This is a genomic window from Variovorax paradoxus, assembly GCF_009755665.1.
In the GTDB taxonomy this organism is placed as follows: domain Bacteria; phylum Pseudomonadota; class Gammaproteobacteria; order Burkholderiales; family Burkholderiaceae_C; genus Variovorax; species Variovorax paradoxus_G.
In genome coordinates, this window is record NZ_CP046622.1 from 2,870,199 (window position 1) to 2,892,414 (window position 22,216).

Below are 22,216 nucleotides of genomic sequence, written 5' to 3' on the forward strand. Positions count from 1 at the left end.
TCAGAGCAGGATCTTGAGCGCCTGGATGCCGGCGCGCAGGCCGCCCGTCTTGATCTCCGTGCCCACGAGCTGGATGAGCGCACCGGCATCCCCCAGCGACATTGCCTTGTTCTTCCACTCCGCGCCCACAGCCTCCAGCTTCACGCCGATGGCCTGCGCCTGCACGCCGATGGCCATCGAACGCACGGCCACCACGCCCAGCGAAATGCCCGAAACGTCCATGTTCAGGCCGGTGCCGCCCAGGCGGAACCACCTCCAGTCGCTGCTCTTGGAGTAGTTGTTGGTGTAGGAGACGGAGTTGTTGGTGTAGTTGACCGTCAGGTTGTTGTAGGTGTTCGACGTCGTGTTGTAGACGCTGGTGTTGATGACGTGCTGCGTCGTGTTGTGGATGTGGTTCGTCGTGTTGAAGGTCACATCCGGGGAGGTGTGCACCGTCGGGCCGGTCACCGTGGTGTTCGAGGGCCCGTTGACCAGCACGGTGTTCGACGTGTCGATGGTGTCGTTGCGTCCGCCGCTCACAAAGCGGATCTCCTTTCCGTCGATGGTGCCGTGGAAGCCGCCGGTGATCGCAAGGTTGACGCCGCCCGAGATCGTGTCGTTCAGCCCGCCGCTGAGCGTGCGCTTCTTGCCGCCCGAAATGGTCTGCGTGACGCCGCCGCTGACCGTTTCGCTGAAGCCGCCCGTCACGTCGCGCGTGTCGCCGCCGGCAATGGTTTCTTTCGCGCCCGCGGTGATGTCGCGCGTTTCGCCGCTCTTGTAGGTGGCCGATTCATGGCCCTTGATGAGTGTGGTGCGCGTGCCGTCGGTGGTGTGCGTTTCGTCGGCTTCCACTTCCACGTCGAGGTTGCGCTCGGCGTGCAGCAGGATCTGCTCGGCGCCGCTGCGGTCTTCGAAGCGCAGCATGTTGGCCTGGTTGGCCGCGCCGCCCGTGCTCGAGCGCGTGAGAATGCCGCTGGCCGTGGCGTTTGCGGGCAACTCCCACGGCGGCATCTGGTCGTTGTTGTACACGCGCCCGGTGATGATGGGGCGGTCGGGCTCGCCGCCGATGAAATCGACGATCACTTCCTGGCCCACGCGCGGCATGTGCATGGTGCCGTAGTTGGCGCCGGCCCAGTTGCTCGACACCCGCACCCAGCAGGAGCTGTTTTCGTCCGACTGGCCGTAGCGGTCCCAGCGGAACTGCAGCTTCACGCGGCCGAAACGGTCGGTCCATATTTCTTCCGGGCCGACGACTGTGGCGGTTTGCGGGCCGTTGGTGCGCGGCTTGGGCGTTTTCCGTGCAGGCCGGTAGGGCACGTTCGAAGGCAGCACCGTGAAGTCGAACTGGCAGACCGATTCCGTTCCACCACCGGTGGAGTATTCAGGCTCTTGCAGGTCGTAGCGGGTTTCGGTGACCAGGTATTCACGGTTGTCCGACTCACGCGGGCAATGCGTCATCTCGAACAGATAGCCCGGCGCCATGCCGACCACGTTGGTGTGGCCCGCGGCAAGCTCGTGTGCGCACTGCAGCTCCTGCAGGCGGATCTTGGCGTAGGTGTCACCCTGCTGGTGCTCGCTGTAGCCGCCCAACCATTCATAGACTTCGTAGGTCGAATGGTCGTGGCCCTTGGGGTCTTGCCGCACGCTTTGCAGCGACGCGCGCGACTTCTTGAAATCGAAATCGTCGAGCATCACGCGGCCCGAAGTGATCTGCTCGGCCACACGCCACTGGTCGATGCAGGGCTCCATCGCATGAAGCACGCGATCACGCGGACGATAGGGAATGGTGGGGTAGCCCGGAAGCTTGCGGTAGCCGCCGGTATCGTCGGCCAGCACGAGCAGGTGCGAGTTGCTGGCGTGCTCGAAGTGATACGCGATGCCTTCGTGCTCCATGAGGCGGCTCACAAAAGCAAAGTCGCTTTCCTGATACTGAACGCAGTATTCCCAAGGGCGGTAGCTGCCCGTCAGGCGCTTCTCAAACTCGAAGCCATATTTGCCCAGCACTTCGTCGAGCACTTCGGGCACGCTCTTGTTCTGGAAAATACGGCAGTCGGTGGTGCGCGTGAGGTACCAAAGCCAGGGCTGCACCAATGCGCGGTACACGTAGTGGCGGCCGGTTTCATTGGCGCGGCCCACCAATTCGAAGCGCACCACAGTGCCGTTGAGAAATCGCGGCGCGCCGCCGTCGGTTACCTCGATAGTGAGAGAAGTACCAAGCAGTTTCTTCAGGTCGAGGTTGAAGCTCGGACTGACCATGTCGACCTCGAACTCGAACAACTGCGACAGTGCTTCCTGTCCGCGCATGGCGCGAAACCTGAGCTGCTCAGCGCTGAGTACGGTGTGGACCTGGACGGTACGCGTCATTCGGAAATTCCCTCGCCCTTGGGGCTTGTTCGGATGCAAAGCCTTCGGTTGGCAGTCTAGAAATTCCTTATGTCATATACATGACGTGGCTGTTTGGGGCACTGTTTTTCGGGGTCGCTGCTGGGGGCTGCTGTTCGGGGCGCGTACACAGGCCACCGGGTACTCCCCTCCGCGAATGTCCCCCGGCCTTCGGCCTCCTCCTTTATTTCGCTGCGCGGAGCACCCGGCGCCCTGTGCACGTGGACGCGCTGCTGGTGCACCGCTGGTCAACGACGGCTCTGTGCAACGCACCCGTCGATGGGGTGCCTTGCGCAGCGAAATAAAGGAGGAGGGGCGCAGCCCCGGGGGACATTCGCGGAGAAAGGTACCCCGTCGGCGGGTGCGTCGCCCTGAACAGCAGCGGCCCAAACAATCAGCCTACATCGACGCTTCGAGCATCGCCTTGTAGTCGTCGCGCGTAGCGAGCCGAGGATTGGTCTTGTGGCAATGGTCTGCCATCGCACCGTCGATGATCTTCTCGAACATTTCGGGCGTCACGCCCACTTCGGCCAGGCCCTTGGGCATGCCCAGCCGCGCATTCATGTCGCGGATAGCGTCGGCCAGGTCGCCGGCCGAATCGAGGTGCATGGCCCGGGCCATGCGCTGCAGCCGCTGCTCTTTCTGCACCGACTCGGCACCCGCATTGAAGTGGATCACCGCGGGCAAGAAGAGGGCGTTGAGCGTGCCGTGGTGCAGACGCGGATCGACGCCGCCGAGGCTGTGGCTCAGCGAATGCACGCAACCCAGGCCTTTCTGGAAAGCCATCGCGCCTTGCATCGAGGCACTCATCAGATTCAGTCGCGCGTCGCGGTCGCTGCCGTCCTTGGTGGCGCGCTCGATGTGCAGCCAGGCACGCTCCAGCCCGTCGAGCCCGATGCCGTCGGCCGGCGGATTGAAGGCCGCCGACATGAAGGTTTCCATGCAATGCGCAATGGCATCCATGCCGGTCGCGGCCGTGAGGCGGGGCGGCAGGCCGAGCGTGAGCTCGGGGTCGCAGATGGCCGCCTTGGGCATGAGGAACCAGCTGTGAAAGCCGAGCTTGCGGTGGTCGTCCACGATGACGATGGCGCCGCGCGCCACCTCGCTGCCCGTGCCGCTGGTGGTGGGCACCGCAATGATCGGCACCACGCGCTCGGTGATCTTGGGTGAGCCGCCTTCGATGGTGGCGTAGGTCTTGAGCGGGCCTTCGTGCGTGGCCGCGATGGCCACGCCCTTGGCGCAGTCGATGGCGGAGCCGCCGCCCACGGCAATGAGCCCGTCGCACCGGCGGCTGCGGTACAGCTCGACGGCCGCGCGAACGGCCGCCTCCGTCGGGTTGGAGGGCGTCTGGTCGAACACCGCCACCTCGAGATCGGCGACGGCGTCGAGCGCCTTCTGCAGCACGCCGGCGGCGCGCACGCCCGCGTCGGTCACGATCAGCGGGCGGGTGATGCCTATGCGCGCGCATTCGCTGGACAGCAGCTTGATGGCGCCGAACTCGAACTGGATCTGGGTGAGGTATTGGATGAGGGCCATGGGCGTTGATACTTGGGGCGGTACGATTGCCGACCATTCGAATCTAACAAGAGCAATCAGTCTTGCACATGAACAAAACCCTTGCCGCTGTCGCGTCGGGCACATTGCTGACGGCCAAGATGGCGAGCGTGGTCGAACGCATGGCCCGGGCGGGCCATCCGAGCCTGGACCAGCTCACGCCCGACGAGGCCAAGGCTTCCTATGAAAAGGGCGCCGGCGTGCTCGAGGTGCCTAAGCCGGACCTCACGCGCACCGAAGACTTCAGCATTACCGCGCGCGACGGCTTCGAGATTCCGGCCCGGCTCTACGCGCCTTCGTCGGCCAGGCTGCCGGTGCTGGTGTACTTTCATGGCGGCGGCTTCACCGTCGGCAACATCCGCACGCACGACACGCTCTGCCGCGTGCTCAGCCTGAAGAGCGGCTGCGCGGTGGTGTCGGTCGACTACCGGCTGGCGCCCGCGCACAAGTTTCCGACCGCCTCCGATGACGCCTGGGACGCCTTCGCCTTTGTTGCGAAAGAAGGCGCGCGCCTCGGTCTCGACGCCAGCCGCCTTGCAGTGGGCGGCGACAGCGCCGGCGGCACGCTGGCCGCGGTGTGCGCCATTCTTGCGCGCGACGCGGGCCTGCCGCTCGCGCTGCAGATGCTGATCTACCCAGGCACCACCGGGCACCAGGACACTCCTTCGCACCAGATGTACGCCAACGGACCGTTGCTGACCAAGGCGCTGATCGACTTCTTTTTCGGCCAGTATGTGCGCACGCCGGCCGACCGCGACGACTGGCGCTTTGCGCCGCTTCTGGCGGACGATGTCGATGGCGTGGCGCCAGCCTGGATCGGGCTGGCCGAATGCGACCCGGTGGTGGACGAAGGCATTGCCTATGCCGACAAGCTGCGTGCCGCGGGCGTGGCGGTCGATCTCGAAATCTATCGCGGCGTGATCCACGAATTTTTGAAAATGGGCCGCGCCATTCCTGAAGCGCTGCAGGCGCAGGACGATGCGGCCCGCGCACTCAAAGAAGCACTGAAGCCATGAGCCAAGAAACCGTACCCCAGAGAAAAGACTTCCGTTTCTTCCATCGCCTGCGCGTGCGCTGGGCCGAGGTCGACATGCAGAAGATCGTGTTCAACGCGCACTACCTGATGTACTTCGACACCGCCATTGCCGACTACTGGCGCGCGCTTGCGCTGCCTTACGAAGAGGCAATGCATGCGCTGGGCGGTGACCTGTATGTGCGCAAGGCCACGGTCGACTTTCAAGCTTCCGCCCGCATGGACGACGTGATCGACGTGGGCATGAAGTGCGCGCGCATCGGTAATTCGTCCATGGTTTTCCAGGGCGCGCTGTTCCGGCAGGACCAGTACCTGGTGGGCTGCGAACTGGTCTATGTGTTTGCAGACCCGGCCACGCAGACCTCCAAACCGGTGCCGCCTGTGTTGCGCGAAATTCTGACGGGTTTCGAGGCCGGCGAGCCGATGCGCAGCGTGGAAACCGGCGACTGGAAAACCCTGGGCGAAGGGGCAAGTGCGTTGCGGCGCGCAGTCTTCATCGAGGAGCAGAACATTCCCAAGGAACTGGAATGGGACGAGCACGATGCGGTGGTGCTGCATGCGGTGGCGCGCAACCGGCTCGGCCAGGTCATTGCGACCGGCCGGCTGCTCGATGCCGTCGACGGCACGGCGATGCTCGGCCGCATGGCCGTGCACCGGGCGCTGCGCAGCGGCGGACACGGCGCCGCGGTGATGCACGCCCTGGAGGAGGCCGCCAGGGCGCGCGGCGATCGCGAAATCGGCCTGCACGCCCAGCGCAGCGCCGAGCGCTTCTATGCGCGGCTGGGCTACACCGTGCATGGCGAGCCCTTCGAGGAAGCCGGCATCCCGCACATCGAGATGCGGCGCACGCTGAATCAATAGCGGGCCGGCGGGTCGGGCACATAGCCCATCTCCGAACCCGGAAAGGCGGACGGACCTTCGGGACGCGGCCAGCGCGGCGGAGGCGGCACGGGAATGACGCCGGCCGCGATGAGGTTCTCGCGGCTGTCGTAGCGAATGCGGACCACTTCGTCGGGCGTGGATTGCGCGCGCTCGAAGGTGGTGTGCCCCACATGCGATGTCTCTCGCCGGCCGTGGCCGGTTCCCAGGCTTGGCGAGGGCCGGGCCAGCCCGCCCTTGGCCGATGCGGCCGATTCGGCGCCCAGCACGCTGTCGGCGGAGCGGGACTGTGCCGCAGGTGCGGCCGGCGCGGCTTCCGCAGGTGCGGCCGGCGCGGCTTCCGCAGCGGCGGACGGCGCCTCGCTGCGGCGCTCCATCTCGCGGTTGCTGCCGTAGCCGTCTCGTTGCGGCAACACGATGGGAGGTGCGGCCGGCACAGGCACCCGCTCGCGGAACAGCGCGACGCCGATCACCCCCACGTCGGCCGGCCGGCCGGTGCGGCTCGCGTACGAGTTGCCGATCGACGTGAATTCGAAGGCCGCAATCTGCGAATCGCTCTTGCGCCAGCCGGTGATGTCGCTTCGTTCGCCGCTTGAAAAAACGTAGCCGTTCTGCAGCACGCCCGCGGTTTCGCCGGTGACGATGTTCACGCCATCGACCGACATCACCGCCATTACACGCTCGCCCATCGCATTGCGCGCGCGAATCGCGTAGCGCGAGCCGGGCCGGCCAGCCACCCAGTATTCACCGCGATGGCGGTAGATGGGCAACTCGCGGCCCGTGGCGCGATCGACCACGCTCACCTGCATGAGCGAGCCGAGGCGCTCGTATGTCAAAGGCGGTGAATGCGGCCGTATCGGGCTTTCGGCACAGGCCGAGAGGGCGGCCAATGCGAGGGCTGCCGAGAAGATGAGTCTGCGCTTCATGGTGGTCTTCCTTGCCGGGAGTGGATCGGTAGGGCTTCTACGGAGCAGCACCGAAGGCAGGGTTAAACGCGCGCAAAAAAATAGCGCCGCCTCTTTCGAAGCAGCGCCGGGCGTCCGTTTTCAGGGACGCCGGGGTTGGCGGCAAGGCTAGATGTCTTCGAGCAGCGGATACGGCAGCGGCTCGACCGTGAGCGCCGGGCCGTCGGCGCCGCCCGCGTGCAGGCCGCCGGTTTCGAGCGCCGATATCTGGATGGAGATCAGCGCGGCCCAGCCGCCGCCGGGGGCCGGCGCGGCCTGCGCCACGGTGCCCACGGGCTGATCGGCGTCGCTGGCGGCAAACACTTCCTGGCCCGCGTTCACCGGCGCATCGGCCTGCACAAGGTAGGTGCGGCGCTTCAGCGTGCCGCGAAACTGGCTGCGCGCCACGATCTCCTGGCCCGGGTAGCAGCCCTTCTTGAAATTGACGCCGCCGACCGATTCATAGTTGATCATCTGCGGCACGAAGGCCTCGATCACCGGAGTGGTCACCGTCACGATGCCGCTGCGAACCTCGCTCCACTGCCATAGCTCCGCGTCGAGCGACGGTCCGGCGGGGGCGGGGTTGCCGGCGGGGGCAATCCACAGAGCGCGCGGCACGCCGTCGGCCGGATAGAGCGAAACGGAGCTGATATCCGTGCCGATGGCCGTGCGCTGGCCGGGCAGGGCGGCGGCATCGAGGCCGTTGCCCGTCAATGCGGTGCCGGCGAGACCGTACAGGGCGAACTGGTCCGTGGCATCGGTGAGCTTGGCCTTGGCGCGCAGCACGTACATCGACAGGCGCTTGAGCGTGGCGGCCAGAATGTCCTTGCTGCAGACCAGCAGCACCAGGTCGGGCTGCGGCCGAATACCTATGAAGCTGGCAATCACGCGGCCCTTGGCGGTGCAAAGGGCGGCCAGGCGAGCCTCGGTGGCGCCGAGCAGCGAAAAATCCTGCGTGAGCTGGCCGTGCAGGAAGCCGGCCGCATCCGGTCCTTCGGCGCGAATCACGCCAAGGTGCGAGAGGGCGGTAACACCATTGAGAACGACAGTAGTCATCGCTGAATTATCATGGTCGAAGCCGATCCGTCCGGCTTGCAGGGAAACTTGCCGTTGTTCCCGCAGGGCCACCGACTTTTCGCACCGAATCCCCGATTCGTTTTTCCTCTTCCTGTCATTCCATCGGACCCGTGCGCCGCTTCTTTCTTACGCTCTTTCTGCTTGCCGCACTGGGTGCGCTCGGCCTTGGCGCCGCCGGACTGTGGTGGGTGCACCAGCCGCTCAAGCTGCCCGCGCCCAGCCTCGATCTTTCCGTGGAACCGGGCACCACGCCGCGCGGCGTGGCGCAGGCGGTGGCCGATGCCGGCGCCGACGTGCAGCCGCAGCTGCTTTATCTGTGGTTCCGCCTTTCTGGGCAGGACCGCCAGATTCGCGCCGGCAGCTACGAGTTGGAGCGCGGCATCACGCCCAAGATGCTGCTCAACGTGCTGGTGCGCGGCGAAGAAGCCACGCGCAGTCTGGTGCTCGTCGAAGGCTGGAACTTCCGGCAGGTGCGCGCCGCCCTTGCCAAGGCCGAGCAGCTCAAGCCCGAGACCGTCGGCCTGCCAGACGACGCGCTGATGGCCAAGCTCGGCAGGCCCGGCGTGCACCCGGAAGGGCGCTTTTTTCCGGACACCTACACCTATTCGAAGGGCTCCACCGACATCGCGCTGCTGCAGCGTGCCATGCGGGCCATGGACAAGAAGCTCGAAGCCGCCTGGGCAGCCCGGGCGGCCGATTTGCCGATCAAAACGGCTGATGAGGCGCTTATTTTGGCGAGTATTGTCGAGAAGGAGACAGGCAAGGCCAAAGACCGCTCCGAGATTGCGGCCGTGTTCGTCAACCGCCTGCGCACTGGCATGCCGCTGCAAACCGACCCGACCGTCATCTACGGCCTGGGCACCACCTTCGACGGCAATCTGCGCAAGAAAGATCTGCAGGCCGACACGCCCTGGAACACCTACACCCGCGGCGGCCTGCCGCCCACGCCCATTGCCATGCCGGGCAAGGCCGCGCTGCTGGCTGCGGTGCAGCCGGCGCAAAGCAAATCGCTGTACTTTGTCTCGCGCGGCGATGGCACAAGCCAGTTCAGCACCTCGCTCGACGAGCACAACCGCGCGGTCAACCGTTACCAGCGCGGGGGCGGTGGCAGCAATGGCGAACCCAAACCGAAGGTTGCGCAATGAGCGAAGGCCTGTTTCTCACGCTCGAGGGAATCGACGGCGCGGGCAAGTCCAGCCATCTGGACGCGATGGAAGCGCTCCTGAAAGCGCAGGGCCGCACGGTCGTCCGCACGCGCGAACCCGGCGGCACGCCGCTGGCGGAAACCTTGCGCGGGCTCATCCTCGAGCAGCCGATGGACCCGCTGACCGAGTCGCTGCTGGTGTTTGCGGCGCGGCGGGATCACGTCACGCGGGTGATAGAGCCAGCGCTGGCCCGCGGCGACGTGGTGCTGTGCGACCGCTTCACCGACGCCACCTTCGCCTACCAGGGCGCGGGCCGCGGCTTCGATGCGCAGGTGCTGTCCACGCTGGAGCAATGGGTGCAAGGGGGCAGGGGAGCGGCAGGGTTGCTGCAGCCCCACATCACGCTGTGGTTCGACCTGACGCCCGAAATTGCGGCCGAGCGGCTGGCCGGAGCACGCTTGCCCGACAAGTTCGAAGCCCAGCCGGTCGAGTTCTTCCGGCGTGTGGCGGCGGGCTACGCGGCCCGTGCGGCCGCCGATGCGCAGCGCTTCGTTCGCATCGACGCCAGCCAGACGCGCGACCAGGTCTGGCAGCAAGTCGAAACGGCGCTTGTCGCGCGTGGCGCGCTGACACCCGCGACTGGAGTCACGCGATGAGCACGCCGCAGCTTTCGCCCTGGCTCCGCCGGCCGCTCGCAGAGCTGCTGCGCCAGCGCGGCCATGCCTGGCTGCTGCAGGGGCCGTCGGGCCTTGGCCAATACGAACTCGCGCTGGCGCTCGCCGCTGCCTGGCTTTGCGAACAGCCCAAGGTGGAAGAGGGCGGCACCGCCTGCGGCCAATGCCCCAGCTGCCACGCCATCGAGGTTCGAACCCATGCCGACCTTTGCGTGCTGATGCCCGAGGTCGCCATGCAGGAACTCGGCTGGCCACTCGACGAAAAAGCCCAGGCCGACATCGACGACAAGAAGCGCAAGCCCAGCCGAGAGATCCGCGTCGAGGCCATGCGCGACGCGGTCGGCTTTGCCCAGCGCACCAGCGCCCGCGGCCGCGGCAAGGTGGTGCTGGTTTACCCCGCCGAGCGCATGAACACCATCACCGCCAACGCACTGCTCAAGACGCTCGAAGAGCCGGTCGGCGACGTTCGCTTTGTGCTGGCCAGCGAGGCGGCATGGCAACTGCTGCCGACCATTCGCAGCCGCTGCCTCGGCTTTACGCTGCCATGGCCCGCAACGGCCGAAGCCGAAGCCTGGCTGGGCGCCCACGACGTGCCCGCGGCCGACGCAACGGCCTTGCTGCGTGCGGCCGGCGGCCGGCCCAGCGACGCGCTGCGGCTCGCGCGCTCCGGCCAGTCGCCCAAGGCCTGGTCGCTGCTGCCCAAGGCAGTGTTGCGCGGCGACGTCGCCGCGCTGGCGGACCAGGCGCCCTCACAAGCCATCGGTGCGCTGCAAAAGCTCTGCCACGACCTGATGGCCGTTGGCAGCGGTGCCGAACCCCGATTCTTCGAGGCGGCAGACCTGCCGGCAGCGGTGCCTTCGCACCTGGCGCTGGCGCGCTGGTCCAAGTCGCTTGCCCATGCGGCAAGAACCGCCGAACACCCTTTCAATGCGGGGCTCATGCTGGAAGCGCTTGTGAGCGAGGCGCGAACCACCCTAAACTCTGCTCCTCGCCGACCATGAACCAACCAGCCGCCCCTGCCGCCGCCGCAACGCCTCAACGGCCGAGCGTGATCCAGCTCGCCATCAAGGAAAAGGGTGCGCTCTACGCCGCCTACATTCCGCTGTTTGCCGAAGGCGGCATCTTCATTCCGACCTCGCGCGAATACCGGCTGGGCGACGACGTCTACGTGCTGCTGACGCTGCCTGAAGACCCGCAGCGCTATCCCGTGGCCGGCAAGGTTGCGTGGATCACACCGCAGCGCGCCGCCGGCAACAGGGCGCCGGGTGTCGGCGTCCGCTTTCCGTCCGACGAAAAGTCGCGCCAGCTCAAGGCGCGCATCGAGGCGGCGCTCGGTGGCTCGATGGCCTCCGACCGTCCCACACAGACTATCTAGGCTCCCCCCAGGCTGCGCGCACTTCGCGTCGCTACGCCAGCTCCCTCCTGAGGGCGGCACCAGAGGCCCGGCAAAGCCGGTTCCTCGGTGTCCCTGGCATCAGCCAGACAATCAGCGCCATGTTTACCGATTCCCACTGCCACCTCACATTCCCCGAATTCGCGGACCAGATGCCGCAAATCCGCGCCGCCATGGCCGAAGCGCAGGTCGACCGGGCCCTGTGCATCTGCACCAAGCTGGAAGAGTTCGATGACGTACAGGCCCTGGCGGCCCGCTACGACAACTTCTGGGCCAGCGTGGGCGTGCACCCCGACAACGAGGACATCGCCGAACCCACCCTCGACGACCTGGTTCGCCGTGCCGCCTTGCCCAAGGTAGTGGCCATCGGCGAAACCGGCCTCGACTACTACCAGATGGAAGAGCGCAAGGGCGGTCGCAGCATTTCGGACATGGAATGGCAACGCGACCGCTTTCGCGTGCACATTCGCGCCGCCCAGCAAACCCGCATGCCGCTGGTCATTCACACCCGCGAAGCCTCGGCCGATACGCTGGCCATCCTGAAGGAGGAGGGCGAAGACGGCTCCGGCAGGGCCGCAGGCGGCGTGTTCCATTGCTTTACCGAAACCGCCGAAGTCGCCCGTGCGGCGCTCGACCTGGGTTTCTATATTTCGTTTTCAGGCATCCTGACCTTCAAGAAGGCGCAGGACCTGCGCGATGTGGCGGCCTTCGTACCGCTGGACCGGATGCTGATTGAAACCGACAGCCCCTATCTGGCACCCGTGCCGTATCGCGGCAAGACCAACAATCCGTCGTACGTGCCGTACGTTGCGAAGCAGATCGCCGACCTGCGCAAACTGCCCGTCGAAGCAGTCGCAGAATCCACCAGCGAGAACTTCGAAGCGCTGTTCAAGGGAGTCAAAACCAAATGAAGAAATACATTAAGAAGTTTGCGTATCTAGCTGTCGTTGCAGCAACTTTTTCTGCGCATGCGGGTTCGTTCGAAGATTTTTTTCGGGCCGTGCGCGGAGACAATGCCAGCGGCGTGCGAACCCTGCTGCAGCGCGGCTTCGACCCCAACACGCGCGACGAACACGGCCAGACCGGCTTGATCATCGCCCTGCGCGAACCGTCGCCCAAGGTCGCCCAGGTGCTGCTCGAGTCGCCGCAAACCGACGTCGACATTGCCAACGCCAAGGACGAAACCCCACTGATGCTGGCCGCCATCAAGGGCCAGCAGGACATCGTCGCCCAGCTGCTCAAGCGCGACGCCGCCGTCAACAAGCCCGGCTGGACGCCGCTGCACTATGCCGCCAGCAGCGGCCAGCTGAGCATCATGAAAGTGCTGCTCGACAACTACGCCTTCATCGATGCGCAGTCGCCGAACGGCACCACGCCGCTCATGATGGCCGCGATGTACGGATCGACCGAAGCCGTGAAGCTGCTGCTGGCCGAAGGCGCGGACACCACGATGAAGAACCAGCTTGGCATGACCGCCGTCGACTTTGCGGCCAAGGCCAATCGGCCGGAAGCCGCACAACTCATCACGGCTGCGGCTGGCGCAAAGCCGAGCCCTCAAGCGATTCCCAAAGACGGTAAATGGTGAGTTCCGCGGCCTAATTGGCCGCGGCTTGCGCATCAGGCACTGTGCCGCTTTCCCTCGATACGAGGGCTGAATCCGGCGCGCCGGCACAGGTCCGGCAAAACACCCAAAAGGGCGCCTGCACAGTCATGCGAGACTCTGCGGAGAAGGAGAAGCAGAGATGAATACGTTTTTATTCATGGTCTTTTTGTTGGCCATCGGGCTGCTGGTGTTCGTGGCGCTCGCAAGAAAAAGGTCTGCGCAAAGCAGCAGCGGCTTTGTAGACAAGCCCAAGGCACGGCCGCCGCTGACTGCGCGCGAACAAGCCATGTACAACCGCCTCGTGCAAACCCTGCCAGACCTTGTGGTGCTGCCGCAGGTCAGCTTCGGGGCGTTGCTTACGGCCCGCACGCGCGCCGCACGAAGCTCGTTCAGCCGCAAGATCGCAGACTTTGTCGTATGCGACCGTTCATTCAAGGTCGTGGCCGTGGTGGCTCTCGGCGACAAGAACAGCAAGGGCAAGTCGCAGCGCGACCTGGACCGGGATGCGTTGCTGGTAGAGGCCGGGTACCGCGTGCTGCGATATCCGCGCGTGCCGGATGTGCACCGTGTAGAGGCTGATTTCGATCCGACGATGGCTTCTGTGAGTCCCATGGGATCCTGAGCGTGTGCCCTGCGGCCATGGGCACTTGCTAGGCGGCCATCGGCAGCGAGTGCTGTCTCCAGTGCCCGCGCTCCAGCAATGCCGTCATTGAGGATACCGCCGCGCCGTCGCGCACCGCCGGAATGATCTCGTCGGCCTCGTCCGGCGATCCGACCAGCACCGCGCCGACAAGCCGGCCCCTGGCGACCACCAGCTTGCGATAGGCGCCCTGGGCCTCATCGAACTGGGTCAACTCGAAATCGCCAGGCTGCGTGGCATGCACGGCGCCCGCAGAGCGCACGTCGATACCCGAGACCTTCAGTGCGGTCACGGGCACATGGCCGCCGTAGACACGCTTGCCACCGAGTGCGTTGATGGCCGCGATCTCGCCCTGCTCGGCAGCCACTGCCCACAGGAAAATCGAATTGCCCTCGAACTCGGCCACATCGCCGGCGGCGTAGACATGGGGGTCGCTGGTGCGCATCTGCGCGTCGACGATGATGCCCCGGCCGAGTGCGAGTCCGGCCGAGTGGGCGATGTCGACATTGGCGCGAACGCCGGTGCAGACCACCACCACGTCGGCGGGCAGCCGTCGGCCGTCTTTCAACGTGACCCCCGCCACACGGCCCCGGCTGCCGCGGTCCAGCGTGCCGACTTCGGCTTCGGTGATGACACTGATCCCCTGGGTCGCAAGATGTGCTTCCAGCAAGGCACTGGCCGCGGCATCGATCTGCCGGTCGAGGATCTGGCTGGTGTTCGACAGCACCTGCACCTGCGTCCCGAGCTGGGCCAGCGCCTGCGCCGCCTCGAGGCCGAGCAGGCCGGCCCCCAGCACGACCGCGGAAGTGCCTTGGAAGCGCTGCATGTAGTCGCGGATTGCCATCGCATCGTCGGCATCGCGCAAGACGAAGGAGCCGTCGATGCCGTATCCGTCCATCGGCGGGACCCACGCCGAACTCCCGGAGCACAGGATGAGCCTGTCGTAGCCCAGCGTCTGCCGCGTCGCCAGCGTGAGCTCCTGGCGCTGCGTGTCGATGCTCGACACGTGCGTGTTCAACCAGGCAGTGACGCGATGCTCGGCATACCACTGCTCGGGCAGCAGGTGCAGGCCCTGGATGCCCGCCGGCATGCTGATCAGCTTCGCAATGGCCATGCGGTTGTAGGCGTTGTGATTCTCGCGACCGATGAGGTGGATCTCGCATTCGGGGTGGCGGCGCCGCACGTGGTCGGCCGCCGTCAGGCCCGCGACACCGTTACCGACAATCGCCACTCGACGGATCGACGGATCGAAGGACATGACTTCAGGCTCGCGGACTTCTGGCGCCGTCCGGTTCGCGTTCGGCTTCAGGTCGATGCGGATCGGGCCGGGATTGCGCACCCGCGCCATGCATGCCAGGCGCGTGCCGTCGGAACAACCTAGCCGCGCCAGCGTCGCGCGCTCGTCGCTGCCGATCGGGGCGAGGCGGCCGCCGCCCGCGATGACTGCGATCGGATCTGCGCCGCAAACGCCAGAACGACAGCCGGCGTTGATGGGAGCGCCGCAGTCTTCCATCGCTTCCAGCAGTGTCTGGCCCTTGCGGATGGGGGTCTTCATCCCAGTGGGGTCTATGCACAGTTCCGGCGCCTGTGCGGCGGAATCGGCCGGCTCGACGGCACCGGCCGGGTTCTCAGGCTGCGGCGACACCATTGCTTTGCGTACCGGCTCGAACAAACTCCGGTTCAGCCGCATCGTCTCGATAACGATGGGCGCAAGCCGGGCGCCGTCCTTGACGGCCTTACGCAACTCGCGGCGAAGGAACATGCGCTCGACATGCAGGGACCGCGCGATCCAGACAAGGCTCGCGATGATCGTCAGCCCGCGCAAAACGCCGATCACTTCAGGTCCGATGGCAACCTTGCCCAGGCTGCTCAAGGTGCCCACGATCACGGGAGTGGTGAACCAGTAATAGAGCGAGAACGCAGTCGCCGCGAAGAGCACAGGCGAAACGTTGCGCGTCTTGCTGGCCAGCATCTCGATCACGTTGAAGAGCGTCAGGCTGGCGGCCATGTAGAGCAGCATCTGCATGACTGTGGATACGGAGCCGATCTCGCCGGGGGATGGCACGAGGTAATAGCCGAGTATCAAACCCGGGAACACGCCCGCGAAGAAGCTGCGGAAGTTGCGGTACGCCGGATCCGGGTCGTACTGGTCGGCGAGGTAGGCCGCGCCGGGGTTCAGGTCATAGCAGTTCTTGGTGCAGCCGACGCAAGGTTCGCAGTGTGTGTTGGCGATCCGGATGAACGGCGTCTGGCCGTACAGCCGCTGCACCGGCAGCAGGGGACAGATGCTGCTGCACCAACCGCTCTTGCCCTTGAACAGCAACCCGCCGATGAACGCGGCGCCCATGGCCGCTGCCATCAACCCCGCGGTGGCGGCGCCGCTGCTGTTGAACAGGAGCTTGCGGGCGACGACGGCGGAAATCAGCAAGCCGATGCCGATCGGAAACGCTGCGCCGTGCGAAAGGCGGCGGCTCGTGAGCGCGCGCGTGATGCCGAATCTCCGCGGCAGCTGATTGATTGCCGCCAGCGGGCAGATGTTGCGCCATAGCCCGGGCGCCAGCATGAACACGAGGGGGAGGGAGGGCACGATCAGCCCCCAGAACAAGGGCATTCCAACGGTGGGCCGGAGCGCCAGCACCGTGGCAAGTGCCAAGGCCGACAGGATGCTCACCACGCGAAGCGCGCGCCACACCGGTTTCGGCACGACCGTAGGCAGCTGCATGAAATTGGCGAACACGAAAGCAGAAGAGGGCTTGAACATGGATCGGAGGTACCTGTCTGAGAAGGTGTCGCCGTTCATGCCCGTGGAGGGAGGCCGCGACATTGCGGCGCCATCGGTGATGGGCCTCTGCGAGTGCCGCGATTCTGTCAAGACAAGACACTTAAGGTTGCAATCTTGTGTGCCGCACGCTTACGAGTCTGAAGATCGCAACCTCAGGTGTTCAGACGGTAGCCGACACCGCGAATCGTCCTGATGATCTGCCGCCCCAGCTTGCGGCGCACATTCGACAAGTGCACTTCCAAAGCGTTGCTCGTCGGTGCGCCATGAACTCCTTGAACAAGCAGTTCAACCTGAGCCCTGGGCACGGTGTGATCGAAGCGCAGTGCGAGCGCTTCCACCAGATTCCACTCTCGCTCGGTCAGCACGACAGGCGTGCCGTACCGGATGGTGGTCTTGCGGCACAGGTCGACCTCGACGTCGCCGCAATGTATGTGCGGCGTTGCCAGGCCCGCGGCCCGGCAACGCAGGGCCCGCACCCGTTCGGCCAGCAGTTCGGTGGGGAACGGCGCCACCAGGCAGTCGTCCGCGCCCGCGTCGAGTGCCTTGATCCTCTCCCTCGGACGACTCCCCGCCGCCAGCATCAGGACCGGTGTGCTCAAGCGCTGCTTGCGCAGCGCCCGGACCCACTTCAGCCCCGAACGGTCGGGGAACTGCGTACAGACAAGGAGCACATCGTAGGACTCGTTCTCCAGTTCGCCGACGTCGGCGATCCGCTCGAAACGGTCGACCAGGAAGCCATACCTGCGCAGGTGCCCGGCCAAGCCGTCACCTACAAGCTCGCGATCCTGGACCAGAAGCAGTCGCATGGCATCACCTATGCGTCCAGTGAAGTCATGCGCGGCAACGGCGAGGCATTGCTGCCGATCAGGAGGCCGTCGCCTGCGCCGCCGGAAGCGGTACGGCCGAAGTCGCTGGTCTGCAACAGCATGAAGATCATCTCGGTGCTGCTCTTGTTGATCAGATCGAGGCCATGGTCGAAAACCTGGCCGAAGAAGGTGGACCACGAGTTGAACGGTGTGCAGAGGCGACGAACGCGCTCACTGCCGCAGGGTTGTTGCTGGTCATCCCGATCGCGGTCAGTCCCTGGGGAGTTGCTAGGGTTGTCGTCGGCCGTTCAAATGCCGCGGCAGGGCGGCACCGTGGACGTCAAGTGAGCCATGTCGGTCGTGCTCGACTCCGACACATGGATGCAATCCGCATTCCATTCGAGGTTCGACTCGAGACTTCTTCATGCGACACCTCCGCCATTGATCTTTCTTACGACGATCTAGGTCGGCACGCCGGGAGTCGTTGCTTTTACAAGCGGGCGGCAAGCGGTGGTCGATTCGTGGTTCTCATCCACACCAAGGTGCTAATTGTGCGAGCTGATTCTCAAAAATGCAAACCTTTGTCTTAATGGCAACTTTCTGGCCTTACCTAACCCATGGATGGTGGCGACGTAGGAAAAAGGCGAATCGAACGCCGCCGTCGCCCTCGATCGCACAAACGGCGACCAGCACGACTTGGATGAACTTTCTCGGAGGCAGCACGCAATTTCTCGCGTGTGCACTCGGTCGGACCTGGCGCACGGATAGCTACGGATGAACAGTCCGTCGGTAACCTAAAAAGCGTGCGCGACCTGGGTACCTTGAGGCTGGTGTTCCGGGCATGGAATCGAAGCGAACCCAATGACGGCACGGGTTCGGGTCTTTCGAAGTGGTCTTTCATCGGGTCCATATAGATAACACAATGCGCATTATGTTAAATGACATGTACTGAGATCCGCGCTGATTGGCTGAGCCCGTCGGCCGACAGAAAGTTGCACTTCAAAAACCGGCTCCCGCAACAAGAATTACGTACTAGCCTCATCTGTTGATTGCGCACGTGGCATCTAAGCTAATTCTTCGGCCAGCACCGGATCGAAAAAACCCACCACCTCAAAACCACGACTTACCCACTGGAAAAAGCTTCACATGCACTGGAGCAAAGCGGACCATGCGCTCGCAAAGCGCGCAGTGAGACGACGGTTGCCTCCCTCATCAAATGCTTCTTTGGCGCGGGCATTCCTCCCACCGTCACGCGGTTGGACGGAATGCGCAAATTGGAATACACGGCCGACCGGCTGCGCAGCGTAGTGGACGCGAAGATCCTCAGCTCGCTTTCCTTTGAGCCACGGCAGAGCACCGATCTTTCATAGAAGGCTGATCTTCCGACGCCGTTCAATCCGGGCTCTGCAGGCTCTGCGTTGTGGAAGCAGCAGTGAGGGCATTTGTCTCCCCGGAAAAGGTGCGTACTGCCCAGGCGCGCGTGCGGCGCAACTTCTACAGTGACTTCACGGCGAAGCGCTTTGATCTTTGATCCAAAACGGGCAAACAAGGGGCGCCGGTTGTCCACCTCACTGGAGAACGCACATGGAACGCAGCCAGCTACCCGGAAATTGCTTCTTGGTGCTTGTGTACTTGCTCGCGCTGCTTGCTTTGTGGCTGAGCAACTGACACGAAGTTGCCGATCCGGGCGCCCCGCGCCAGCGCTTGGGTGCCGATGCCGTCTCGAGCAGATCCGCCAGCCCGGCGTGTCCGTGGCGCGTTCCGGCCAGCGGCCAGTCTTCACCCGGGATGATCCATTCGACGTCTTCAGCGACCAGCGCCAGCAGAGCCTCCCTGTCGCCGTGGCTGATCGCGGTGAAGAAGTCCTTCACGGTCTGTATGTTCTTTTCGGTGCTCATCGCATTTTTCCATTCGTCCAGTCGTCGTGCTCATCAGTCGAACTTGACAAGGTCCTTGAAGATCAGGCGGCCCCAGCTCTTGTCGTGCGCCTGCACGAGCAGCCCACCTTCTGAAAGCGCGCCAAGCTTGACGGGTGCGAAGCCCAAGTTTTCCGCGAGCACGCTGACCTGCGTTGCGGCGTCCTCATCGTCGCTCGTCAGGAACACGACGCGCCTGCCGCCGTGTACGGCCGGATCCTGGTCCAGGACGGCAGCAACCAGATGGTTGAAGCCCTTGACCAGCCTGCCGCCCGCGAACGCCTCCTCGACGACCTTGGCCGAAGGCCGTCCGCCCAGGTCTTCGTGGGACACGCCGTAGGCATTGGTCACATCAACGATGATCTTTCCCTTCCAGGTTGGCAGCGCCTTCGCGACATCTCTGTGCGACTCGAAACGGACAGCCAAAAAGATGATGTCTGCTTTGACTGCTTCTGCCAGTGTCGTGGGAATGACCTCGGGTCCGATTGCGGCCACATCGGATGCAAAGCTTTCCGGGTCGCGCGTGGTTGCAACGGACACTTCAATGCCCTTGCGAGCAAACGCCTTGGCGAGGGTCTGGCCGATCTCGCCGAAGCCGATGATTGCGTAGCTCATTGATGTTTCTCCGATCATGTTTGATGCCAGGGGTCAGAGTTGCGCCAGGCCGCCGTCGACGGCGACCTCGCTTGCGGTCATGAAGCTGCTGTCCGAGGACGCGAGAAAGGCAGCCACCGCTCCGATCTCCGCCGGATCGCCCATGCGCTGGAGTGGCGTCATCGCGCCGAAGGCCTTGACACCTTCCTCGCCCAGCGCTGCCTTCGCAAGGTCGGTCGCCGTGGGTCCGGGCGACAGCACGTTGACCCGGATGCCGGTTCCCTTCAAGTCCTCCGCCCAGGTTCGCGCAAGGTTGCGCACCGCCGCCTTGCTTGCGCTGTAAGCAGTGAATCCCGGGGCGCCCGTGGTGCCGGCGCTCGATCCGGTCAGGATGATCGATCCACCCTTGCCCATCAGCGGCAGCGCCTGCTGGACCGTGAAGATCGCCCCCTTCACATTGGTGTCGAAGGCCTCGTCGATGTGATCGGCGGTGATCTTGCCGAGCGCCAGCGGGCCTCCCGCTCCGGCGTTGGCAAAGACGATGTCGAGGGTTCCGCGCTCGGCCTTCACCGCGGCGTAGAGCCGGTCGAGGTCGGCCGGATCGGAGACCGAGCCCTTCACCGCGCGGGCATTGGGGCCAAGCTCGGCCACAGCGGCATCGAGCGCTTCCTGCCGGCGGCCGAAGATGAAAACGAAGGCGCCCTCCTCGATGAAGCGCTTGGCGGCGGCGAGGCCGATGCCCGTCGCGCCACCGGTGATCACAGTGGTCTTTCCATTCAGTCTGGTCATGTCATGTTCCTTGGTTGGGTGTTGAAGCGCCGCTGTTCGCACTTGGTGCGAAGGCGCGCTATCATGTGGATCAGTGGTCCAAATCAGGATGAGCACTATCCAAACCACTGATCCAAATATACGGATCACTGATCCACTTGTCAAGGTCCTCCATGCGAGCCGACGCCAAAAAGAACCACGACCATCTACTTGCAGTCGCGCGTGACGTGGTCACCGAGCATGGCGCCGACGCTTCCATGCGAGATATCGCCCGCCGTGCCGACGTCGGGTTGGCCACACTGCTTCGCCACTTCCCGACGCGAGAAGCCTTGTTCGACGCGTTGTTGCGGACGAATGCGGACGCGCTGACCCAGCAGGCGACCGAACTCGAAACGTCGAGACCGCCTGACGAAGCGCTCGTGTCCTGGTTTCGCGAAGCAGTGGGATTTACGCAGACCTATAGCGGCGTTTGCGACCTGATGGCGAGCGCCCACGCGGACCCGGACTCCGCGCTTCACGCTTCGAGCGCGGCGCTGCACGCAGCGGGCGCGCGACTGCTGCGCCGAGCTCAGGCCGAGGGAACGGCGCGCGCCGATATGGATGGGGAGGACCTGTTCGCCCTGATGTCGGCACTCAGCTGGCTCGCCGGCCAACCCTCATTTGCCTCACGGGCCGATCGTCTCTTCCACATCGTTGCGAGCGCCATCCTCGCGAATCCGTCGAGCAGCGAGTGCCGTGTTGGACGGTCGGAGTCCCTACCCTCCAGCGGTGAGGCCTTGTCGTCCCAAGCTGATCGCGTCGATCCGTCCGCTCTCAAGCGCCAGTAACCCAGTCGATGGGTACAGGTCCAGACCCCTTCGGGCAGACTGAAGAGGCATTCGGCGTTGATGCCGCGTCCGGCCACCTGTGTCGTCCGTCGCGCAAGAGACTATTTCGCAGGCGAGAAAGAGGTGGGCGTCAAGAACGAGTTGTCCATCTTCGCAACGATCGGTCCGGCTGCCTCGCTCTGTTTTCTGACTTCGACCCATTCGGGATCGGCGACAAACTTGGCCCACTTGACCTCACGATCGGCCAGGCTCTCCCAGACAAGCATGTAGGGGAGCGCGTTGCTGTCCGGTCCGACCGCAGTCGTCCAGTATCCGAGTTGACGAATTCCCAGCCGGTTCCAGATGCCTACGGTGTGATCGCGAAATCTGGCAAGGACGTCGGGCAGGCGGCCAGGCATTGCGGTATAGACGCGTAGTTCGTAGGTCATCGGCATCAGTCCCGAAAAGATCGTTGCGGGTTGACGGGTGGCGGGCGTGACCGCCGGGCACGCATTGTGCCGCCAGAGGTCCCATCCGCCGTCAAAGGAGGTGATCTGCCCATACGAAAAGTCGCTCTCGGGGGCCGGTTAAGAGGTCACGTAAGGATCAGCACCAGGAGGCAGCAGCCTGACCTTCGCCAGCTCTCCACCTGACACTTCGGCCGCCATGCACAGCGCCCTCACCTGTGCGTCGATGCGCGCAGCGGACAGGCTGCGCACGACAGGCGCTGGTTCGTCTCAGACATCATGATGCCGCCGCGCACCCCCGCGTTCGGGTCCTCACAGCGCGCCTTGTCTCAGACATATCAATGACAAGGAACAGCCAGTGGCTGGTGCACGGCCGACATCCACGGCGCTGGCATCGTCGAGGCGAGTGGCTGCGGTATCGCGACGATCAGGATCGCTCCCGCCACCGCGGCCGCTGCAACAGTGGACGTGATCCACACCCCGTCGGTCCGCAGCTTGCCGGACGGCTGTGAGCCGGCATTGGTGGTGAATCGGTTCCGTGCCATCACCACGTCTCCCTACAACTCGCGCGACCGTGGCCATTCGGCTGCCGCGCGGTGCGACAGGCCGATGTCGCGCAGCGTGCGCTCGTCGAGCGAACTCAGCTCGCTGCGTGCCACGGCTCGGCGACGGTGCTCCCTCAGCGCAGCAGCGAGGCGGCGCCACGCAGACGCGAACCGGCCAGGCGCGCCGGTACGGCGGACGGCGGTGTAGATACAGCTCAGCAAGTGGTAC

At 64.8% G+C, this 22,216-nt stretch carries 22 protein-coding genes; 10 read left to right on the plus strand and 12 right to left on the minus strand.

The features are described 5' to 3' along the window. On the minus strand, window positions 1–2,343 hold the full coding sequence (locus GOQ09_RS13265) for a type VI secretion system Vgr family protein (protein ID WP_157613827.1): 2,343 nt from the start codon (window positions 2,341–2,343) through the stop codon (window positions 1–3). A gap of 417 nt (window positions 2,344–2,760) precedes the next feature. Further along, window positions 2,761–3,897: an iron-containing alcohol dehydrogenase gene (locus GOQ09_RS13270; RefSeq protein WP_157613828.1), complete on the minus strand. Its 1,137-nt coding sequence runs from the start codon at window positions 3,895–3,897 to the stop codon at window positions 2,761–2,763. 68 nt (window positions 3,898–3,965) lie between these two features. On the opposite strand from GOQ09_RS13270, the gene GOQ09_RS13275 reads away from it, so the two are divergent. Then, the gene (locus GOQ09_RS13275; RefSeq protein ID WP_157613829.1) at window positions 3,966–4,931 is read left to right on the plus strand and encodes an alpha/beta hydrolase; all 966 of its coding nucleotides are present in this window, start codon (window positions 3,966–3,968) and stop codon (window positions 4,929–4,931) included. Then, window positions 4,928–5,809, plus strand: a complete 882-nt coding sequence (locus GOQ09_RS13280; protein WP_157613830.1) for a YbgC/FadM family acyl-CoA thioesterase — start codon at window positions 4,928–4,930, stop codon at window positions 5,807–5,809. Before GOQ09_RS13275 ends, GOQ09_RS13280 begins: the two co-directional genes overlap by 4 nt. On the opposite strand, the gene GOQ09_RS13285 is transcribed toward GOQ09_RS13280, so the two are convergent. Next, window positions 5,803–6,753 carry a hypothetical protein gene (locus tag GOQ09_RS13285; RefSeq protein WP_157613831.1) on the minus strand — a complete coding sequence of 317 codons (951 nt, stop codon included), beginning with the start codon at window positions 6,751–6,753 and terminating at the stop codon, window positions 5,803–5,805. The genes GOQ09_RS13280 and GOQ09_RS13285 overlap by 7 nt on opposite strands. A gap of 147 nt (window positions 6,754–6,900) precedes the next feature. After that, window positions 6,901–7,827 (minus strand): YgfZ/GcvT domain-containing protein, encoded by a 927-nt coding sequence (locus GOQ09_RS13290; RefSeq protein ID WP_157613832.1) that lies wholly within the window; start codon window positions 7,825–7,827, stop codon window positions 6,901–6,903. Between the two features lie 131 nt (window positions 7,828–7,958). Here GOQ09_RS13290 and mltG point away from each other — a divergent pair, with 131 nt between their 5' ends. The 7 genes from mltG (at window position 7,959) to GOQ09_RS13325 (ending at window position 13,285) form a co-directional block, all read left to right on the plus strand. Then, entirely contained in the window at window positions 7,959–8,993 is a 1,035-nt protein-coding gene (mltG, locus tag GOQ09_RS13295) for an endolytic transglycosylase MltG (protein ID WP_157613833.1), read from the plus strand. Beyond that, window positions 8,990–9,649, plus strand: coding sequence for a dTMP kinase (gene tmk, locus GOQ09_RS13300; RefSeq protein WP_157613834.1), 660 nt, complete (start codon window positions 8,990–8,992; stop codon window positions 9,647–9,649). The genes mltG and tmk overlap by 4 nt, the downstream gene beginning before the upstream one ends. Continuing rightward, entirely contained in the window at window positions 9,646–10,668 is a 1,023-nt protein-coding gene (locus tag GOQ09_RS13305) for a DNA polymerase III subunit delta' (protein ID WP_157613835.1), read from the plus strand. Before tmk ends, GOQ09_RS13305 begins: the two co-directional genes overlap by 4 nt. Continuing rightward, the gene (locus GOQ09_RS13310) at window positions 10,665–11,042 is read left to right on the plus strand and encodes a PilZ domain-containing protein (protein WP_157613836.1); all 378 of its coding nucleotides are present in this window, start codon (window positions 10,665–10,667) and stop codon (window positions 11,040–11,042) included. The genes GOQ09_RS13305 and GOQ09_RS13310 overlap by 4 nt, the downstream gene beginning before the upstream one ends. 119 nt (window positions 11,043–11,161) lie before the next feature. Then, on the plus strand, window positions 11,162–11,971 hold the full coding sequence (locus GOQ09_RS13315) for a TatD family hydrolase (protein ID WP_157613837.1): 810 nt from the start codon (window positions 11,162–11,164) through the stop codon (window positions 11,969–11,971). Continuing rightward, window positions 11,968–12,645 (plus strand): ankyrin repeat domain-containing protein, encoded by a 678-nt coding sequence (locus GOQ09_RS13320; RefSeq protein WP_157613838.1) that lies wholly within the window; start codon window positions 11,968–11,970, stop codon window positions 12,643–12,645. Before GOQ09_RS13315 ends, GOQ09_RS13320 begins: the two co-directional genes overlap by 4 nt. A gap of 157 nt (window positions 12,646–12,802) precedes the next feature. After that, window positions 12,803–13,285 carry a DUF2726 domain-containing protein gene (locus GOQ09_RS13325; RefSeq protein ID WP_157613839.1) on the plus strand — a complete coding sequence of 161 codons (483 nt, stop codon included), beginning with the start codon at window positions 12,803–12,805 and terminating at the stop codon, window positions 13,283–13,285. Window positions 13,286–13,313: 28 nt separating this feature from the next. Here GOQ09_RS13325 and GOQ09_RS13330 read toward each other — a convergent pair whose 3' ends face one another. From GOQ09_RS13330 to GOQ09_RS13350, 6 genes are all read right to left on the minus strand, one after another. Then, window positions 13,314–16,103 (minus strand): NAD(P)/FAD-dependent oxidoreductase, encoded by a 2,790-nt coding sequence (locus tag GOQ09_RS13330; protein WP_165442084.1) that lies wholly within the window; start codon window positions 16,101–16,103, stop codon window positions 13,314–13,316. 134 nt (window positions 16,104–16,237) lie between these two features. Next, entirely contained in the window at window positions 16,238–16,891 is a 654-nt protein-coding gene (locus GOQ09_RS13335) for a response regulator (protein ID WP_157613841.1), read from the minus strand. An 8-nt stretch (window positions 16,892–16,899) separates the two neighbouring features. Then, window positions 16,900–17,022 (minus strand): hypothetical protein, encoded by a 123-nt coding sequence (locus GOQ09_RS26515; protein ID WP_278189361.1) that lies wholly within the window; start codon window positions 17,020–17,022, stop codon window positions 16,900–16,902. 1,437 nt (window positions 17,023–18,459) lie between these two features. After that, window positions 18,460–18,789 (minus strand): nuclear transport factor 2 family protein, encoded by a 330-nt coding sequence (locus tag GOQ09_RS13340; RefSeq protein ID WP_157613842.1) that lies wholly within the window; start codon window positions 18,787–18,789, stop codon window positions 18,460–18,462. Window positions 18,790–18,822: 33 nt separating this feature from the next. Next, complete coding sequence (locus GOQ09_RS13345; RefSeq protein ID WP_157613843.1) at window positions 18,823–19,422, minus strand: NADPH-dependent F420 reductase; 600 nt, start codon at window positions 19,420–19,422, stop codon at window positions 18,823–18,825. 33 nt (window positions 19,423–19,455) lie between these two features. After that, complete coding sequence (locus GOQ09_RS13350) at window positions 19,456–20,190, minus strand: SDR family NAD(P)-dependent oxidoreductase (protein WP_157613844.1); 735 nt, start codon at window positions 20,188–20,190, stop codon at window positions 19,456–19,458. Between the two features lie 152 nt (window positions 20,191–20,342). Here GOQ09_RS13350 and GOQ09_RS13355 point away from each other — a divergent pair, with 152 nt between their 5' ends. Then, window positions 20,343–20,996 carry a TetR/AcrR family transcriptional regulator gene (locus GOQ09_RS13355; RefSeq protein WP_157613845.1) on the plus strand — a complete coding sequence of 218 codons (654 nt, stop codon included), beginning with the start codon at window positions 20,343–20,345 and terminating at the stop codon, window positions 20,994–20,996. Window positions 20,997–21,097: 101 nt separating this feature from the next. On the opposite strand, the gene GOQ09_RS13360 is transcribed toward GOQ09_RS13355, so the two are convergent. Together GOQ09_RS13360 and GOQ09_RS13365 are read right to left on the minus strand one after the other, a co-directional pair. Then, the gene (locus GOQ09_RS13360; RefSeq protein ID WP_157613846.1) at window positions 21,098–21,424 is read right to left on the minus strand and encodes an NIPSNAP family protein; all 327 of its coding nucleotides are present in this window, start codon (window positions 21,422–21,424) and stop codon (window positions 21,098–21,100) included. A 575-nt stretch (window positions 21,425–21,999) separates the two neighbouring features. Then, window positions 22,000–22,101, minus strand: a complete 102-nt coding sequence (locus GOQ09_RS13365; protein WP_157613847.1) for a DUF1127 domain-containing protein — start codon at window positions 22,099–22,101, stop codon at window positions 22,000–22,002. Window positions 22,102–22,216: the final 115 nt, after the last annotated feature.

Bases quoted from the DNA above. Each gene is read 5' to 3' on its own strand.
- GOQ09_RS13265 (WP_157613827.1), bottom strand. From the start codon at position 2,343: ATGACGCGTACCGTCCAGGTCCACACCGTACTCAGCGCTGAGCAGCTC.
- GOQ09_RS13270 (WP_157613828.1), bottom strand. From the start codon at position 3,897: ATGGCCCTCATCCAATACCTCACCCAGATCCAGTTCGAGTTCGGCGCC.
- GOQ09_RS13275 (WP_157613829.1), top strand. From the start codon at position 3,966: ATGAACAAAACCCTTGCCGCTGTCGCGTCGGGCACATTGCTGACGGCC.
- GOQ09_RS13280 (WP_157613830.1), top strand. From the start codon at position 4,928: ATGAGCCAAGAAACCGTACCCCAGAGAAAAGACTTCCGTTTCTTCCAT.
- GOQ09_RS13285 (WP_157613831.1), bottom strand. From the start codon at position 6,753: ATGAAGCGCAGACTCATCTTCTCGGCAGCCCTCGCATTGGCCGCCCTC.
- GOQ09_RS13290 (WP_157613832.1), bottom strand. From the start codon at position 7,827: ATGACTACTGTCGTTCTCAATGGTGTTACCGCCCTCTCGCACCTTGGC.
- tmk (WP_157613834.1), top strand. From the start codon at position 8,990: ATGAGCGAAGGCCTGTTTCTCACGCTCGAGGGAATCGACGGCGCGGGC.
- GOQ09_RS13305 (WP_157613835.1), top strand. From the start codon at position 9,646: ATGAGCACGCCGCAGCTTTCGCCCTGGCTCCGCCGGCCGCTCGCAGAG.
- GOQ09_RS13310 (WP_157613836.1), top strand. From the start codon at position 10,665: ATGAACCAACCAGCCGCCCCTGCCGCCGCCGCAACGCCTCAACGGCCG.
- GOQ09_RS13315 (WP_157613837.1), top strand. From the start codon at position 11,162: ATGTTTACCGATTCCCACTGCCACCTCACATTCCCCGAATTCGCGGAC.
- GOQ09_RS13320 (WP_157613838.1), top strand. From the start codon at position 11,968: ATGAAGAAATACATTAAGAAGTTTGCGTATCTAGCTGTCGTTGCAGCA.
- GOQ09_RS13325 (WP_157613839.1), top strand. From the start codon at position 12,803: ATGAATACGTTTTTATTCATGGTCTTTTTGTTGGCCATCGGGCTGCTG.
- GOQ09_RS13330 (WP_165442084.1), bottom strand. From the start codon at position 16,103: ATGAACGGCGACACCTTCTCAGACAGGTACCTCCGATCCATGTTCAAG.
- GOQ09_RS13335 (WP_157613841.1), bottom strand. From the start codon at position 16,891: ATGCGACTGCTTCTGGTCCAGGATCGCGAGCTTGTAGGTGACGGCTTG.
- GOQ09_RS26515 (WP_278189361.1), bottom strand. From the start codon at position 17,022: ATGATCTTCATGCTGTTGCAGACCAGCGACTTCGGCCGTACCGCTTCC.
- GOQ09_RS13340 (WP_157613842.1), bottom strand. From the start codon at position 18,789: ATGAGCACCGAAAAGAACATACAGACCGTGAAGGACTTCTTCACCGCG.
- GOQ09_RS13345 (WP_157613843.1), bottom strand. From the start codon at position 19,422: ATGAGCTACGCAATCATCGGCTTCGGCGAGATCGGCCAGACCCTCGCC.
- GOQ09_RS13350 (WP_157613844.1), bottom strand. From the start codon at position 20,190: ATGACCAGACTGAATGGAAAGACCACTGTGATCACCGGTGGCGCGACG.
- GOQ09_RS13355 (WP_157613845.1), top strand. From the start codon at position 20,343: ATGCGAGCCGACGCCAAAAAGAACCACGACCATCTACTTGCAGTCGCG.
- GOQ09_RS13360 (WP_157613846.1), bottom strand. From the start codon at position 21,424: ATGACCTACGAACTACGCGTCTATACCGCAATGCCTGGCCGCCTGCCC.